Raw genomic sequence first — 13,484 nt, forward strand, 5'->3', positions numbered from 1 at the left:
GCCCCTCCAGGAGGGGCGCATTTTTGCCTTGGGGCGGCCCGGCGGCAAAAATATCGCACCCCCTGAGCCGCTTACGCGGCTTCCCCCTTCCATCCTTCGGTGGAAGGGGGACGGCAGCCTCGGTGCGGGGCGGCCCTTCCTCGCTGCCCCCTTGCTGGGGCGCGCCAGTTTCATACGCTGTTACCCGTGTCAAAGGTTGATCGCCCATCGCGAAATTGATCGCGGTCATAGCCAAGACTGTGTCCCGGCCACGGCCGGGACATCGCTGGCCCACTTAAAATCCAGGTATGTTGAAGCAACGCACCCTCAAGACAATCACCCGTGCTGTGGGCGTGGGCCTGCACAGCGGTCAGCGCGTGGAGTTGACGCTGCGGCCCGCTCCTGCCGATACGGGTATTGTGTTTCGGCGCGTCGACCTGCCCGAGCCCGTGGATATCCCGATCTCCGCGCATGCGATCACGGACACGCGCATGGCGTCGACGATAGGCGTGGGGGGCGCCAAGGTCCATACCGTGGAGCACCTGATGTCGGCCATCGCCGGCCTCGGGCTAGACAACCTGTATATCGACATCACGGCCGAAGAGGTGCCCATTCTCGACGGCTCGTCTTCGTCGTTCGTGTTCCTGCTGCAAAGCGCGGGCATAGAACTGCAGGACGCGCCCAAGCGCTTCATCCGCGTCAAGCGGCCCGTCGAAGTGCGCGAAGGCGAAGGCAAGAGCCTCAAGTGGGCACGCTTCGACCCCTACCACGGCTTCAAGCTGCGCTTCGAAATCGATTTCGCCCACCCGGCGGTCGACTCGACGGGCCAGTGCGTGGAGTTCGATCTCGGCGAGGACAACTACGTGCGCGACATCGCGCGTGCGCGCACCTTCGGCTTCACCAAGGATGTAGAAATGCTGCGCACCAACGGCCTGGCGCTGGGCGGCGGGCTCGACAACGCCATCGTCATGGACGACTACAAGGTGCTCAACAGCGACGGTCTGCGCTATGACGACGAATTCGCCAAGCACAAGATCCTCGATGCGATCGGCGACCTGTTCGTCATCGGCAAGCCGCTGCTCGCGGCCTACAGCGCGTTCCGCTCGGGTCACGGCATGAACAACCAGCTGCTGCGCGCGCTGCTGGACCAGCCCGATGCCTGGGAAATCGTCACCTTCGAGAACGAACGCCTGGCCCCCAAGGGCTTTGCCGAACCGGTGCGCGCCTGGTGATAAGGTCTACCCCATGCTGATTTTTCGCGCCCTCGTCGGCTTTCTGCTGCTCGCTGCCTTGCTGTGCTTTGCGTTCTACCTGGGCACGGGCCAGCCCGGCTACAAGCGCTGGGCCGTGCTGATACTCAAGTGGATGCTGATTGCGGCGTTCGCTTTCTTTGCCGTACTCATTCTCACCAGGATTGTCTGAGCACGCCTTGATGGCGGCCGAAAATGTTTCATTCGAGAAACGTTTGAGCGGCTTTAGTTGTATCGATTCGCTGCTCCTGTGAACCAACGCAAGGCTTGCGCAAAACTTGTGTAAAGCGCTGGCGTTCGACCACCCGGGCCCTTGAGGATGGGCGATCATGCAGTCACACCAACCACTTCAGGAAGGGGTGACATGACACACAATAAATCGATCCAATCCGACATCAGGGCCGCCACTATGACCCGTTGGACCACTTCCGTACTGGCCACTGCCGTCGCCTTGACCATGGGCCTGAGCGCCACGCTGGCCCAGGCCCAGCCTGACAACCGCCGTGGCCCTCCAGGCCATTCGCAAAGCCATGGCAAGGGCCACGGTCATGCCGGACCGGACCGCCATGACCGTTACGACCGCCGCGACGTGCGCCGCCCCGGCCCGCCGCCGCATGCCCATGGTGGCCGCCATGGCGCGGGCCCCCAGTACAACTGGGTGCGCGGCTCGCGCATTCCGCCCCAGTACCGCACGCGCCACTATGTGGTCAACGACTGGCGCGTCCACCGCCTGGCGCCTCCGCCGCGTGGCTACCACTGGGTGCAAAACGGTGGTGACTACCTGCTGGTGGCCATTGCCACGGGTGTAATCGCACAGTTGATACTGAGCCGTTGACGCGCCGGCCGGGCCCTGGGCCCGGCGTCATCCTCTGAAGACCGGCCCAAGCGGCGAAGCCGCTCAGAGGGGGCCTTAGTAAGATCGCCCGCCCTTGTACATCGCATGCTGGCGGCGCTGCAGCGGCGCAGCTTCGGCGATGCGCGCCATGGCCGCGCCCACATGGGCATGGGTGATGGCGATGCCCAGCGCATCGGCCGCGTCCGGGCCCGGCAGGCCGGGCAGTTGCAGCAGCCGCTGCACCATGGCCTGGATCTGGTCCTTGCCCGCGCGGCCATGGCCGGCGACGGCCTTCTTCATCTGCAAGGCCGTGTATTCGGCCACGGGCAGCAGGCTGGTCACCAGCGCCGCGAGCGCCGCGCCGCGCGCCTGGCCCAGCAGCAGCGTGGATTGCGGATTGGTGTTGACGAACACGATTTCGACGGCCGAGCTGTCGGGCTGGTAGCGCTGCGCGACTTCGGTGATGCCGTCGAACAGCAGCTTGAGCCGGCCCGGCAGGTCGCCGCGGTCCAGCGCCGTCGTGCGTATGGTGCCGCTGGCCACGTAGCTCAGGCGGTGGCCATCGACGTCGACCACGCCAAAGCCCGTGGTCTGCAGGCCGGGGTCAATTCCAAGAATGCGCATGCAATTTTCTTCTCAGTGTTTCATGGCGCTTGCTTGGCCCAATGTTCTTGGAGACTGGCGTGCTCCAGCAGGGGGACACCAAGCCCTTCGACCCAGCTCAGGACGCCGCCCTGCAGCGATGGTGTCGTCCCCCGTAAGCTAAGGTTGAGAGGGGCAAGCCGCGACAGCGGCTCAGGGGGTGTCATGGTAATACTGTATGGCCCATGCGGCGCATGATGGCGCGCGCGCGCTGGGCCAGATAGGTGGATTGGGGCTGGAGCGCGAAGCGCTTGGGCTGGGGCAGCATCACCGCCAGGCGCGCGGCTTCGGCCGGGCTCAGGCGGGCGGCGGGCTTGCCGAAGTAATACCCGGCCGCGGCCTCGGCGCCAAAGATGCCCGGGCCCCATTCGACATGGTTGAGGTAGATCTCGAGAATGCGCTGCTTGGTCAGGAACAGCTCGAGCAGCTTGGCGAGCACCAGCTCCTGGCCCTTGCGCGCGAACTGGCGCTCGCCCGACAGCAGCAGATTCTTGGCCAGTTGCTGGGTGATGGTCGAGCCGCCATAGATCTTGGCCGGCGCGCGGCCCGCGGCCGGCGCGCGCGCTTCGGCGCGCTGGTTGCGCTCCCAGGCTTTCTCGATCGCGTCCCATTCGATTCCGCTATGGTCGACAAAGCCATCATCTTCGGCCGCGACCACGGCGCGCTTGAGATGGTCGGAAATCTGCGCGTAGGGTACCCACTGCTGGCGCCAGCGGTGAATCTCGCCGTTGCGCAGCTGCTGCCAGGCTTCGGAGCGCTGGACGCTGGTCGACGACGGGTCGATCACGGCCATGGCCGCGATGCGGCCCACAAAGAACAGCTCGAGCAGCAGCGCCCCGCACAGCAGCAGGGCCAGCCAGCGCCAGACAGGCTGCATGCGCATGGCTAGGCCCCGAGGCTGGCGCGCAGCGCGGCCAGTACCGGCGCGCCGGCCGGGCGCACACCGCGCCACAGCGCAAACGATTCCGCCGCCTGTTCGACCAGCATGCCCAGGCCGTCGCGCCCGCGCGCGCCGTGCTGCGCGGCCCATTCCAGAAAGCCCTGGGCGGCCGGGCCGTACATCATGTCGTAGGCCAGGCAGCCCGGGCGCAGCACGCTGGCCGGCACGGGCACGGTGGCGCCGCCCAGGCTGCTGGCCGAGGCATTGATCACCAGATCGAAGTCTTGCGCGATATCCAGGCCCTGGGCCTGCAGTTCGACGCCATGGCGCGCGGCCAGCGCCGCGTGGCGTTCGGCCAGCGCCTGCGCCTTTTCCACGGTGCGGTTGGCGATGACGATGCGCTGCGGTTTTTCGGCCAGCAGCGGCCCCAGCGCCCCGGCCGCGGCGCCGCCCGCGCCGATCAGCAGCAGGTCGCGCCCGGCGACGGTCTCGCCGGCGTTGCGCGTGATGTCGGCCACCAGGCCCAGGCCGTCGGTGTTGTCGGCATGGATGCGGCCGCCTTCGAGCACCAGCGTATTGGCCGCGCCCGCGAGCTGCACGCGCTCGCTGCGGCTGTCGGCGAGCTCAGCGGCCTGCAGCTTGAACGGCACGGTGACATTGCAGCCGCGCCCGCCGGCCGCGGCGAAGGCCTGCACGGCCGCGGAGAAACCGTCGAGCGCGACGAGCTCACGCGTGTAGTGCAGCGTTTGCGCGCTCAGTTCGGCAAAGCGCGCATGGATCCAGGGCGAGCGGCTGTGCTCGACGGGGTTGCCCATGACGCAGTAAAGATCGACGGTGGATGGCATGGCAGTGTGAAAAGCGGAAAAAACGGTCGCGCAACGCTGTGCGCGCCCGGCGTCAGCGCACGCTGGTCTCCAGCGTCTGTTCGCGGGTGAATTTGAAGCGCGACACCACGGCGATCTGGTCGGCCTTGGCGCGCATGGACGTACCGAAGCGCCCGAACGGGCCGGCGGCGCGCGCAATCGCGGCGGCGCGGCTGTCGAGCAGCGGGTTGCCCGAACTTTGCACGATCTCGGTGTCCAGCACCTGGCCGTCGTGGTTGACGGTGACGATCATGGTCAGCTCGCCGTAGAGTTTCTTGCCGGCCTGCTCGGGGAAGTTCTCCGTGCCCTTGTCCTCGACCTTGCGGCGCAGCGCGTCGTAGTAGACCGCATACACCTCTTCGCGCGTCGCGGGGCTGATGTAGCGTTTCTTGGGCCGCGCATTTTCTTCGTTGATGCGCTTTTCGATTTCGGCCAGCAGCTTGACGAGCTGCTGGCGGCGCTGCTGCTCGCTGAGCTGCTGCGGGTTGGGCGCGGTTTCGTGCGGGTCCAGCGGTGCCATGGTGGCCACGCGCTGGCGCAGCTGGGTCAGCAGCACGGCCTGCTGCTCCTGCATCGCGTCGAGCTTGCGCTGCGCTTCCTCGAAATCCTCGCCCACGGCGGTGAGCGCCGAATAGGGCAGGGGGCTTGTCGCCCGGCCCTGTGCGGCTTCGCCGCCGCCGGCGAGCGAGGCCTGGGCAATCGCCTGGGCCTTTTCCGGGCGTTCCTGGGACTTGGCATTGACCAGGATGACTTCGAGCGGCGTGTCCTGGAACACGCGCTCGAAGGCCTGGGGATGGACGAAACGCACCGAAAGCACGGCCGCGTGCAGCGCCAGCGAGATACCGAGCGCGAGCTGCAGGGTGGTCAAGGAGCGGAGCGCGGCGGCGACTTTCACGGTGCGGGGGGCGTCGCGCTGTCGGCTTCGTTCATGTCGACGGCGATGGCGATGGGGCCGGCGACTGCATCGTCTTCGTCTTCGGCGGCCTCTTCGCCCGCACCGGTGGCCTGGGCTTCGGGGCTGTCGAGGCGCTCGATCAGCGTGCCGTTGACGTCGAGCGTGATCTCGTCGATCTCGCCCAGGCGCAGCTTGAGGCGCGCGCCGCGCGGCAGGCCCTGGGCGCCGAGCACGGGCAGCACCAGCGGCAGGGTGTCGGCACGCACCAGGAAGCTGCCGCCCGGGCCTTCCTTGATCACGCTGGCCTCGATTTCGGTGATGCCGTTCTGTTCGAGGTACTTGAGCGTCCAGAAGCGTTCCATGCCGGCCTGGTAGCCGTTGTAGGCGCTGTAGGCGGTGTCGAAGCTGCTGATGATGGCGAACAGGTCGGCGTCCTTGGGCTTGAACGGCGCGGCCAGCGCCGCCGTCTTGCCATGGCGCACGCAGGCGATGATCTGCCACTGGTTGACCAGGTCGACATAGCGGCGCAGCGGCGAGGTCGCCCAGGCATAGCTCTTGACGCCTATGCCCGCGTGCGGCAAGGCCTTGGTGCCCATGCGCACCTTGACGCCGGGCGCGAGGCTGGCCTGGCTGCGGTAGATGCCGGGCACGCCGTGCTCGGCCAGCAGATTGCCCCAGGTGCTGTTGGCGACGATCGCGGCTTCGGCGACGATCAGGTCCAGCGGCGCGCCGCGCTTGCGCGTGCTGATCTGCACGGTCTCGTTGCCCACGGGTTCGCCGCCGGCGCCGCCCGTGAGGCGGAAGTTGTAGTCCGGGCGGTTGAAGGTTTCGGGCTTGCCGCGCACGACTTCACGCTGTGCCTTGAGGTGCCTGGCCAGGCGGTGCAGGAAGGTGAACTCGCTGCGCTTTTCCTGCAGCGCGGCCGGCGTGCCTGCGACTTCGATCGACGGATCGCCCAGCCATTCCTCGGTCACGATGTGATCGAGCTGGTCGTGGCGGAAGTTGGTCTGCACCGGCACGCGCTCCAGGCGCGTTTCGCTGGCGATGAATTCCAGCGTCTCTTCGTTGATCTGCACGTACAGCGAGACCGCGGGGTTGGCGCGGCCTTCGTCCAGCGTATAGACCTGCACCACCTCGTCGGGCAGCATGGTGATCTTGTAGCCCGGCATGTAGACCGTCGACAGCCGGTTGCGGCCGAGCTGGTCGAGCGGCGTGCCGGGCACGATGGCCAGACCCGGCGCGGCAATGTGCACGCCCAGCGTCACGACGCCCGTGCCCAGGCCCTGCACCGACAGCGCATCGTCGATTTCGGTCGTCGCCGAATCGTCGATCGAGTAGGCCTGGACATTGGCCAGCGGCAGCTCCTGCGGCGGCTGGGGCGCGGCCAGCGCGGGAAAGCCCGTGCCCTTGGGGAAGTTGTCGAACAGGAAGCGCTTCCAGTGGAACTCGTAGGCCGAGTCGATCGCGCCCGCGCGCTGCAGCAGGTCGAGCGGCGCGAGATGCGTGGCGCGGCTGGCTTCGACCACGGCCTTGTATTCGGGCGCGTTCTTGTCGGGGCGAAACAGGATCTTGTAGAGCTGCTCGCGCACCGGCGCCGGGCATTCGCCCTGGCCCAGCTGCGCGGCCCATTCGTCGATCTGCGCCAGCACCAGCTTTTTCTTCTCGATCGCGGCCAGTGCCTGCTGCAGGATTTCGGCCGAGGCCTTGCGAAAACGCCCCTTGCCCGCGCGGCGGAAGTAGTGCGGCGCGTCGAACAGCGCGAGCAGCGTGCCCGCCTGCTGGGCCAGCGTGGCGTTTTCCGAGAAATAGTCGCGGGCGAGTTCGGCGAAGCCGAATTCCTCTTCGGGAGCGAATTCCCAGGCCAGGTCCAGCTCCATGCCGTCGGCCTGGGCTTGCGCCTGGGCCATGAGTTCGGCCGGCGACGGCTTGTCGAACTTGATCAGGATATGGGCGGCCTTGACCTTGACCCGCTTGCCAGTATCGAGTTCGACCTGGGCGGAGGTGTCGGTTTCAGACAGGATGCGACCGGCGAGGAATTTGCCGGCTTCTTCAAACAATGCGTGCATGCTTGCAATTGTCCCATGAGGTCCGGGGTGGCTGCAGGGCTTTTCCTTGCGCTGTGCCGGGCTGCGTGGGCCTCAGGCCAGCGCCAGAAACTGGCTGATGCGGGGGATGTGGGTGGCGAAGTCGCTGAGCGCGTGCTCGCCGCCCTCGAGCAGCGCGATCTGCGCCTGCGGGTAGCGCGCCACCATCTCGCGCCAGTCGAGCACTTCATCGCCCTTGGCGATGAAGGCCAGCTCGGGCCCGGCCGCGCTCAGCGCGCGCGTGTCCAGCGCCTGCAGCTCGGCAATGTATTCGGGCCGGAAGAAGAACTGCACTTCGGGATCGTGCCAGGCGGTCTGCGCGCCGATATGCTTTTCGAGATCGCGCGCCGGGAACACCGCTGGATTGAGCAGCACGCTGGGGCAACCGCGCTGCTGCGCAAACCAGCTCGCGTAGAAGCCGCCCAGCGACGAGCCCATCACCGCCGTCGTGGCGCGCGGCCACTCGGCCGTGCCTGCCAGCAGCAGTTGTGCGGCCTCGCGCGGCGAAGGCGGCAGCTGCGGGCACCACCAGTGGACATGAGGATGGTGGGCCGCGACATGGGCGGCCATCTGCTGCGCCTTGAGCGATTGGGGCGAGGAGCGAAAGCCGTGCAGATAGAGCAGGTGGGTGGTGGTCATGGGATCGGCAGCAGTGCGACACATGCCATTGTGGCGCGCTGGCCCGCGGCGGGCGATGGATTTGCCCGGCAACGGATAATCGGCGCCATATGTCTGCAGCAGAATTCGACAAGCCTTCGATCCTTCAACGCATCGTGCCCCTGTTTCGCGGTTTTGACGGCCCTTTGGTGCTGCTGGTGCTGCTGCTCGCCGCGATCGGCCTGACGGCCATGTATTCCTCGGGCTACGACCACGGCACGCGCTTTGTCGACCATGGCCGCAACATGCTGATCGCCGTGGGCCTGCTGTTTCTCGTCGCCCAGGTGCCGCCGCAGCACATCATGAAGGTCGCCGTGCCGCTGTATCTGCTGGGCGTGGCGCTGCTGATTGCCGTCGCGGTGTTCGGCATCACCAAGAAAGGCGCGCAGCGCTGGGTCAACGTGGGGGTGGTGATACAGCCCAGCGAACTGCTCAAGATCGCCACGCCGCTGATGCTGGCCTGGTGGTTCCAGCGGCGCGAAGGGCAGCTGCGGCGCACCGATTTCGTGCTGGCCATGCTGCTGCTGCTGGTGCCCGTGGGCCTGATCATGAAGCAGCCCGACCTGGGTACCTCGCTGCTGGTCATGGCCGCGGGCCTGTCGGTGATCTTCTTCGCCGGCCTGCCGTGGAAGCTGGTGCTGCCGCCGGTGGTGTTCGGGCTGGTCGGCATCGTGCTCATCGTCTGGTTCGAGCCCCAGCTGTGCGCCGAAGGCGTGCGCTGGCCGGTGCTGCACGAATACCAGCAGACCCGGGTCTGCACCTTGCTCGACCCCACGCGCGATCCGCTGGGCAAGGGCTTTCACATTCTGCAGGGCATGATCGCCATCGGCTCGGGCGGTGTCTGGGGCAAGGGTTTCATGGCCGGCACGCAGACCCACCTCGAGTTCATTCCCGAGCGCACCACCGATTTCATCTTCGCGGCCTTTTCCGAGGAGTTCGGTCTGGTCGGCAATCTGCTGCTGATCACCGCCTTCCTGCTGCTGGTGTGGCGCGGCCTGGTCATCGCCATGCGCGCCCAGCAGCTGTTCGCGCGGCTGATGGCGGCGGCGGTGGCGATGATTTTCTTCACCTATGCGTTCGTCAACATGGGCATGGTCAGCGGCATCCTGCCCGTGGTCGGCGTGCCGCTGCCGTTCGTCAGCTATGGCGGCACGGCCATGGTCACGCTGGGGCTGGCGCTGGGCGTGCTGATGTCGGTCGCGCGCTCGCAGCGCCAGTTGCCGAAGGACGCGGCGCTGGGCCGGGGGCCGCTCGCCACGTCGCGCATGGGCTGACGTCGGCGCGAATTTCCAGGTCAGCGCAGGCAGAGGGCATGGAGCGGTGCCTACAATGTGCACATGATCTCCCGCGAACCCACCATCGAACGCCTGGCCACGGCCCGCAGCTTGCTGCTCGAGCCTTTCGGCCTGGATGAATCCCACCTCGCACGCGCCCTGGCCGAGATCCGCTCGCACCAGGTCGATGACGCCGACCTGTACTTCCAATACACCCGTGCCGAAGGCTGGAGCCTCGAGGAAGGCATCGTCAAGACCGGTTCCTTCAGCATCGACCAGGGCGTGGGCGTGCGCGCGGTGAGCGGCGAGAAAACCGCGTTTGCCTATTCCGACGACATTTCCGAAGCCTCGCTGCTCGACGCCGCGCGCACCGTGCGCAGCATTTCGAGCGTGGCCAAGAGCCAGCGCGCAAAAATCGTGCGCCCGAAGATCGCGGGCAGCCGCTCGCTCTATCCCGGCATAGACCCGATCGCCTCGCTCGACAGCACGGCCAAGGTCGAGTTGCTGGGCCGCGTCGAGAAGCTCGGCCGCGCCAAGGACCCGCGCGTCAAGCAGGTCATGGCCGGCCTGGCGAGTGAATACGATGTGGTGCTCGTGGCGCGTGCCGACGGCACGCTCGCGGCCGACGTGCGCCCGCTGGTGCGGCTGTCGGTCACGGTGATCGCCGAGCACAAGGGCCGGCGCGAAGTCGGCTCGGCCGGCGGCGGCGGCCGCTTCGGCCTGGCCTATTTCAGCGAGGAGCAGATCAGCCAGTATGTCGACGAAGCCGTGCACGCGGCGCTGGTCAACCTCGAGTCGCGCCCCGCGCCGGCAGGTGAAATGACCGTGGTGCTGGGTTCGGGCTGGCCCGGCATCCTGTTCCACGAAGCCGTGGGCCATGGCCTCGAAGGCGACTTCAACCGCAAGGGTTCGAGCGCGTTCAGCGGCCGCATCGGCCAGCGCGTCGCCGCCAAGGGCGTCAACGTGCTCGACGACGGCACGATCGCCGACCGCCGCGGCTCGCTCAACGTCGACGACGAAGGCTGCCCCAGCCAGCGCAACGTGCTGATCGAGGACGGCATTCTCAAAGGCTATATCCAGGACGCGATGAATGCGCGCCTGATGGGCGTTGCGCCCACGGGCAACGGCCGGCGCGAAAGCTATGCGCACATTCCCATGCCGCGCATGACCAATACCTATATGACCGGCGGCGACCGCGAGCCAGCGGAAATCATCGCCAGCATCAAGAAGGGCCTGTACGCGACCAACTTCGGTGGCGGCCAGGTCGACATCACCAGCGGCAAGTTCGTGTTCTCGGCGAGCGAAGCCTACTGGGTCGAGAACGGCCGGATCCAGTATCCGGTCAAGGGCGCGACCATCGTCGGCAGCGGCCCCGAGTCGCTCAAGAAGATCAGCATGATAGGCAACGACATGCGCCTGGACCCCGGCGTGGGTACCTGCGGCAAGGAAGGCCAGAGCGTGCCCGTGGGCGTGGGCCAGCCCACGCTGCGCATCGACGGCCTCACGGTGGGCGGCACCGCCTGATCAGGCCCGCCGCCTGGCGCGCCAGGCACGAGACGAAGAGGGCCCAGGCCCTCTTTTTTCGTCTGCGCAATGCGCAACCGCATGCGCGGAGCATGGATTTTGGCCTTTTGTGCGCTTTTTTTGTTTTTGAATTAACGCTGAATTTCTCTGAAAAAATGAAGTTTTGCACAGTTAAATTGCGTTGGAAGTGTTTTTCATTGGGTTATTGCAGGTTTATTGAGCTGGGTGTTGCCCAATGGCAACGTGGGGCCAGGGTGCCGGTCGGCCGGACTGTGCTACATTTTCTGCCTATGAATGCAGCTCGCGCTTACTTTGCCTATTTTTGGTTCTCGGTCCCCGGCGGATGAGAGGCGAGCGCACAAGCACCCGAAACACACTCTCTAAGAACCGCCGAAGCTGAAAAGCCCGGCGGTTTTTTTTGGTCCCCATTTCCCACGCCTTCCACGCATTCCACGAAAGCAAACGATGACCGCTCCTACCGCATCCGCCAGCGATTCCTGGTATCGCAGCTCTGTCCACAAGACCGGCCAGACTGACGACGAACGTATCAAGGACATCACTGTGTTACCCCCTCCAGAGCATCTCATCCGTTTCTTCCCGATCTGCGGGACGCCCGTGGAGGCACTGATCGGCAATACGCGCCATACCATCCACCGCATCATGGCGCGCGAAGACGACCGGCTGCTGATCATCATCGGCCCCTGCTCGATCCACGATCCGGCCGCGGCGCTCGAATACGCCCGCCGCCTGGCCGTGGTGCGCGAGCAGTACAAGGACACGCTGGAAATCGTGATGCGCGTGTACTTCGAGAAGCCCCGCACCACCGTGGGCTGGAAGGGCCTGATCAACGACCCCTACCTCGACCAGAGCTACCGCATCGACGAAGGCCTGCGCATCGCGCGCCAGCTGCTGATCGACATCAACCGCCTGGGCGTGCCTGCGGCCAGCGAGTTCCTCGACGTGATCTCGCCCCAGTACATTGCCGACCTGATCAGCTGGGGCGCGATCGGTGCGCGCACCACCGAAAGCCAGGTGCACCGCGAGCTGGCTTCGGGCATCTCGGCGCCCATAGGCTTCAAGAACGGCACGGACGGCAATATCCGCATCGCCACCGACGCGATCCAGTCGGCCGGCCGTGGCCACCACTTCCTGTCCGTGCACAAGAACGGCCAGGTGGCGATCGTCAACACCACGGGCAACCAGGACTGCCATGTGATCCTGCGCGGCGGCAAGACGCCGAACTATGACGCGGCCAGCGTGGCCTCGGCCTGCGCCGACCTGCGCGCGGCCGGCCTGCCCGACACCCTGATGGTCGACTGCAGCCATGCCAACAGCTCCAAGCAGCACGAGCGCCAGAAGGACGTGGCGCGCGACATCGCCGACCAGGTCGCCGGTGGTTCGGACTCGGTGTTCGGTCTGATGATAGAAAGCCATCTGCAGGGCGGCGCGCAGAAGTTCACGCCGGGCAAGGACGATGTGGCCGCGCTCAAGTACGGCCAGAGCATCACCGATGCCTGCCTGGACTGGGATGATTCGCTGCAGACCCTGGCCGTGCTGTCGCAGGCCGTGCAGGCACGCCGTGCGCGCCAGGAAACGACGACCGAAGCTGCCGCTCCCGCGCTGGCTTGAGGTTTCAAGGCCGGCGCGCTGCCGGCCTGGCGCTCAGTGCTTGGCCGCGCCGGTGTTGAGCGCGTGGTCCAGCCGCTGCAGCACTGCCAGCAGGCGGCTGCAGTCGCGCGGCGCCAGCCGGCTGAACTCGTGCTCGCCCAGCGCATGGGTGTTGCAGTTGCCGGGCAGCGGACTGCGCGCGTCGATCAAGGCATTGAGCCGCGGCACCAGCACCCATTGCAGCCACTGGTGGAACTCCAGCGTGTCGTACATGAACGGCATGGTCGACGCCAGGGCCTGGGCGCTGGGCGGCAGCGCCGACCACAGGTCGAGGGCGCTCATTTCCGCTTGCAGCGCCTGGAGCTGCTCCTGGATTTCGGCGTGCTGGGCAGTAAGAGACATCGGTGGGCCTGTGGTGAGAGCGGGGAGGGCGATTTTAGCCAGAGCGCGCCGCGACTGCTCGCAGTCCCGCTGGCGTCCGCGCGGTGATTGGGTTTAAGCTGGCTGTCCGGGCGCATGGGCGCCCCGTTCTCACCCTCTGCCGAAAGGTTTTTCATGCACAGCGAAGTGACCGTGACCCTGGCTCCCGAACAGGAATTCCATGTCGACCTGCGTGGCGTCGAGCCGCTTGGCCACGAAGCCGCGCGCCAGTGGCTGGACGAGCAGTTCATCGCCTTCGATTGCGAGCCGCTGCGCCCCAGCGGCAAGGTGCTGCTGGCCGACAAGCTGCTCACGGTGGCGCATGCCGCGGGCGCTTCCAGGCTCTCCGACCCCGAATGGCTGCGCGCCTTTGGCCGGGCCGCAACCGGCGTCACGGCGCGGCCCGTGGTGCGCATCGATATTCCGTCCATGACCGTGGGGTACTGAATATCGCTATGGCGCAGGGCGTTCATGGCTCGAAGGGGCCGCCGATGCAGGCTCACCACGAACGGTTGTCCCGCTCGCCCTGAGCCTGTCGAAGGGTGAACGGCCCTGCCTCAGGAATAAGCGGGT

15 protein-coding genes are annotated in these 13,484 nt (G+C 66.5%); 8 read left to right on the top strand and 7 right to left on the bottom strand.

Annotated elements, in window-relative coordinates; all coding sequences use genetic code 11:
• Positions 1-287: 287 nt before the first annotated feature.
• From lpxC to GVL12_RS09710, 3 genes are all read left to right on the top strand, one after another.
• Entirely contained in the window at positions 288-1,211 is a 924-nt protein-coding gene (gene lpxC, locus GVL12_RS09705) for a UDP-3-O-acyl-N-acetylglucosamine deacetylase (RefSeq protein ID WP_159913291.1), read from the top strand.
• 13 nt (positions 1,212-1,224) lie between these two features.
• Positions 1,225-1,401, top strand: a complete 177-nt coding sequence (locus GVL12_RS26275; protein ID WP_200843632.1) for a hypothetical protein — start codon at positions 1,225-1,227, stop codon at positions 1,399-1,401.
• 237 nt (positions 1,402-1,638) lie between these two features.
• Entirely contained in the window at positions 1,639-2,064 is a 426-nt protein-coding gene (locus GVL12_RS09710; protein WP_159913293.1) for an RcnB family protein, read from the top strand.
• A gap of 75 nt (positions 2,065-2,139) precedes the next feature.
• Here GVL12_RS09710 and ruvC read toward each other — a convergent pair whose 3' ends face one another.
• The 6 genes from ruvC to GVL12_RS09740 form a co-directional block, all read right to left on the bottom strand.
• A complete protein-coding gene (gene ruvC, locus GVL12_RS09715; RefSeq protein WP_159913295.1) occupies positions 2,140-2,688 on the bottom strand; it encodes a crossover junction endodeoxyribonuclease RuvC in 549 nt (182 codons plus the stop codon).
• 181 nt (positions 2,689-2,869) lie between these two features.
• Positions 2,870-3,589 (bottom strand): monofunctional biosynthetic peptidoglycan transglycosylase, encoded by a 720-nt coding sequence (gene mtgA, locus GVL12_RS09720; protein ID WP_200843633.1) that lies wholly within the window; start codon positions 3,587-3,589, stop codon positions 2,870-2,872.
• Positions 3,590-3,591: 2 nt separating this feature from the next.
• Positions 3,592-4,431 carry a shikimate dehydrogenase gene (gene aroE / locus GVL12_RS09725; protein WP_159913297.1) on the bottom strand — a complete coding sequence of 280 codons (840 nt, stop codon included), beginning with the start codon at positions 4,429-4,431 and terminating at the stop codon, positions 3,592-3,594.
• 52 nt (positions 4,432-4,483) lie between these two features.
• Positions 4,484-5,317 carry an energy transducer TonB gene (locus GVL12_RS09730; protein ID WP_235033841.1) on the bottom strand — a complete coding sequence of 278 codons (834 nt, stop codon included), beginning with the start codon at positions 5,315-5,317 and terminating at the stop codon, positions 4,484-4,486.
• A gap of 23 nt (positions 5,318-5,340) precedes the next feature.
• On the bottom strand, positions 5,341-7,410 hold the full coding sequence (locus GVL12_RS09735) for a ribonuclease catalytic domain-containing protein (protein ID WP_159913301.1): 2,070 nt from the start codon (positions 7,408-7,410) through the stop codon (positions 5,341-5,343).
• Between the two features lie 72 nt (positions 7,411-7,482).
• Positions 7,483-8,067 (bottom strand): YqiA/YcfP family alpha/beta fold hydrolase, encoded by a 585-nt coding sequence (locus tag GVL12_RS09740; RefSeq protein ID WP_159913303.1) that lies wholly within the window; start codon positions 8,065-8,067, stop codon positions 7,483-7,485.
• 89 nt (positions 8,068-8,156) lie between these two features.
• On the opposite strand from GVL12_RS09740, the gene rodA reads away from it, so the two are divergent.
• From rodA to GVL12_RS09760, 4 genes are all read left to right on the top strand, one after another.
• Complete coding sequence (gene rodA / locus GVL12_RS09745; RefSeq protein WP_159913305.1) at positions 8,157-9,359, top strand: rod shape-determining protein RodA; 1,203 nt, start codon at positions 8,157-8,159, stop codon at positions 9,357-9,359.
• 63 nt (positions 9,360-9,422) lie between these two features.
• Positions 9,423-10,883: a metalloprotease TldD gene (tldD, locus tag GVL12_RS09750; protein ID WP_159913307.1), complete on the top strand. Its 1,461-nt coding sequence runs from the start codon at positions 9,423-9,425 to the stop codon at positions 10,881-10,883.
• Between the two features lie 92 nt (positions 10,884-10,975).
• Positions 10,976-11,230: a hypothetical protein gene (locus GVL12_RS09755; RefSeq protein ID WP_159913309.1), complete on the top strand. Its 255-nt coding sequence runs from the start codon at positions 10,976-10,978 to the stop codon at positions 11,228-11,230.
• Between the two features lie 118 nt (positions 11,231-11,348).
• Entirely contained in the window at positions 11,349-12,512 is a 1,164-nt protein-coding gene (locus GVL12_RS09760) for a 3-deoxy-7-phosphoheptulonate synthase (protein WP_159913311.1), read from the top strand.
• Positions 12,513-12,545: 33 nt separating this feature from the next.
• Here the strand turns inward: GVL12_RS09760 and GVL12_RS09765 are convergent, their stop codons facing one another.
• Entirely contained in the window at positions 12,546-12,893 is a 348-nt protein-coding gene (locus tag GVL12_RS09765; protein WP_159913313.1) for a YqcC family protein, read from the bottom strand.
• 153 nt (positions 12,894-13,046) lie between these two features.
• Here GVL12_RS09765 and GVL12_RS09770 point away from each other — a divergent pair, with 153 nt between their 5' ends.
• Positions 13,047-13,358 (top strand): hypothetical protein, encoded by a 312-nt coding sequence (locus GVL12_RS09770; RefSeq protein ID WP_159913315.1) that lies wholly within the window; start codon positions 13,047-13,049, stop codon positions 13,356-13,358.
• Positions 13,359-13,484: the final 126 nt, after the last annotated feature.

This window comes from Pantoea sp. 18069, from assembly GCF_902706035.1.
GTDB lineage: Bacteria > Pseudomonadota > Gammaproteobacteria > Burkholderiales > Burkholderiaceae_C > Comamonas.

Excerpts from the sequence above, each read along its gene's own strand:
- tldD (WP_159913307.1), top strand. The coding sequence starts at position 9,423 with ATGATCTCCCGCGAACCCACCATCGAACGCCTGGCCACGGCCCGCAGC.
- mtgA (WP_200843633.1), bottom strand. The coding sequence starts at position 3,589 with ATGCGCATGCAGCCTGTCTGGCGCTGGCTGGCCCTGCTGCTGTGCGGG.
- ruvC (WP_159913295.1), bottom strand. The coding sequence starts at position 2,688 with ATGCGCATTCTTGGAATTGACCCCGGCCTGCAGACCACGGGCTTTGGC.
- aroE (WP_159913297.1), bottom strand. The coding sequence starts at position 4,431 with ATGCCATCCACCGTCGATCTTTACTGCGTCATGGGCAACCCCGTCGAG.
- GVL12_RS09755 (WP_159913309.1), top strand. The coding sequence starts at position 10,976 with ATGGATTTTGGCCTTTTGTGCGCTTTTTTTGTTTTTGAATTAACGCTG.
- GVL12_RS09760 (WP_159913311.1), top strand. The coding sequence starts at position 11,349 with ATGACCGCTCCTACCGCATCCGCCAGCGATTCCTGGTATCGCAGCTCT.
- GVL12_RS09735 (WP_159913301.1), bottom strand. The coding sequence starts at position 7,410 with ATGCACGCATTGTTTGAAGAAGCCGGCAAATTCCTCGCCGGTCGCATC.
- GVL12_RS09770 (WP_159913315.1), top strand. The coding sequence starts at position 13,047 with ATGCACAGCGAAGTGACCGTGACCCTGGCTCCCGAACAGGAATTCCAT.
- rodA (WP_159913305.1), top strand. The coding sequence starts at position 8,157 with ATGTCTGCAGCAGAATTCGACAAGCCTTCGATCCTTCAACGCATCGTG.
- GVL12_RS09765 (WP_159913313.1), bottom strand. The coding sequence starts at position 12,893 with ATGTCTCTTACTGCCCAGCACGCCGAAATCCAGGAGCAGCTCCAGGCG.
- GVL12_RS09710 (WP_159913293.1), top strand. The coding sequence starts at position 1,639 with ATGACCCGTTGGACCACTTCCGTACTGGCCACTGCCGTCGCCTTGACC.
- lpxC (WP_159913291.1), top strand. The coding sequence starts at position 288 with ATGTTGAAGCAACGCACCCTCAAGACAATCACCCGTGCTGTGGGCGTG.
- GVL12_RS26275 (WP_200843632.1), top strand. The coding sequence starts at position 1,225 with ATGCTGATTTTTCGCGCCCTCGTCGGCTTTCTGCTGCTCGCTGCCTTG.
- GVL12_RS09740 (WP_159913303.1), bottom strand. The coding sequence starts at position 8,067 with ATGACCACCACCCACCTGCTCTATCTGCACGGCTTTCGCTCCTCGCCC.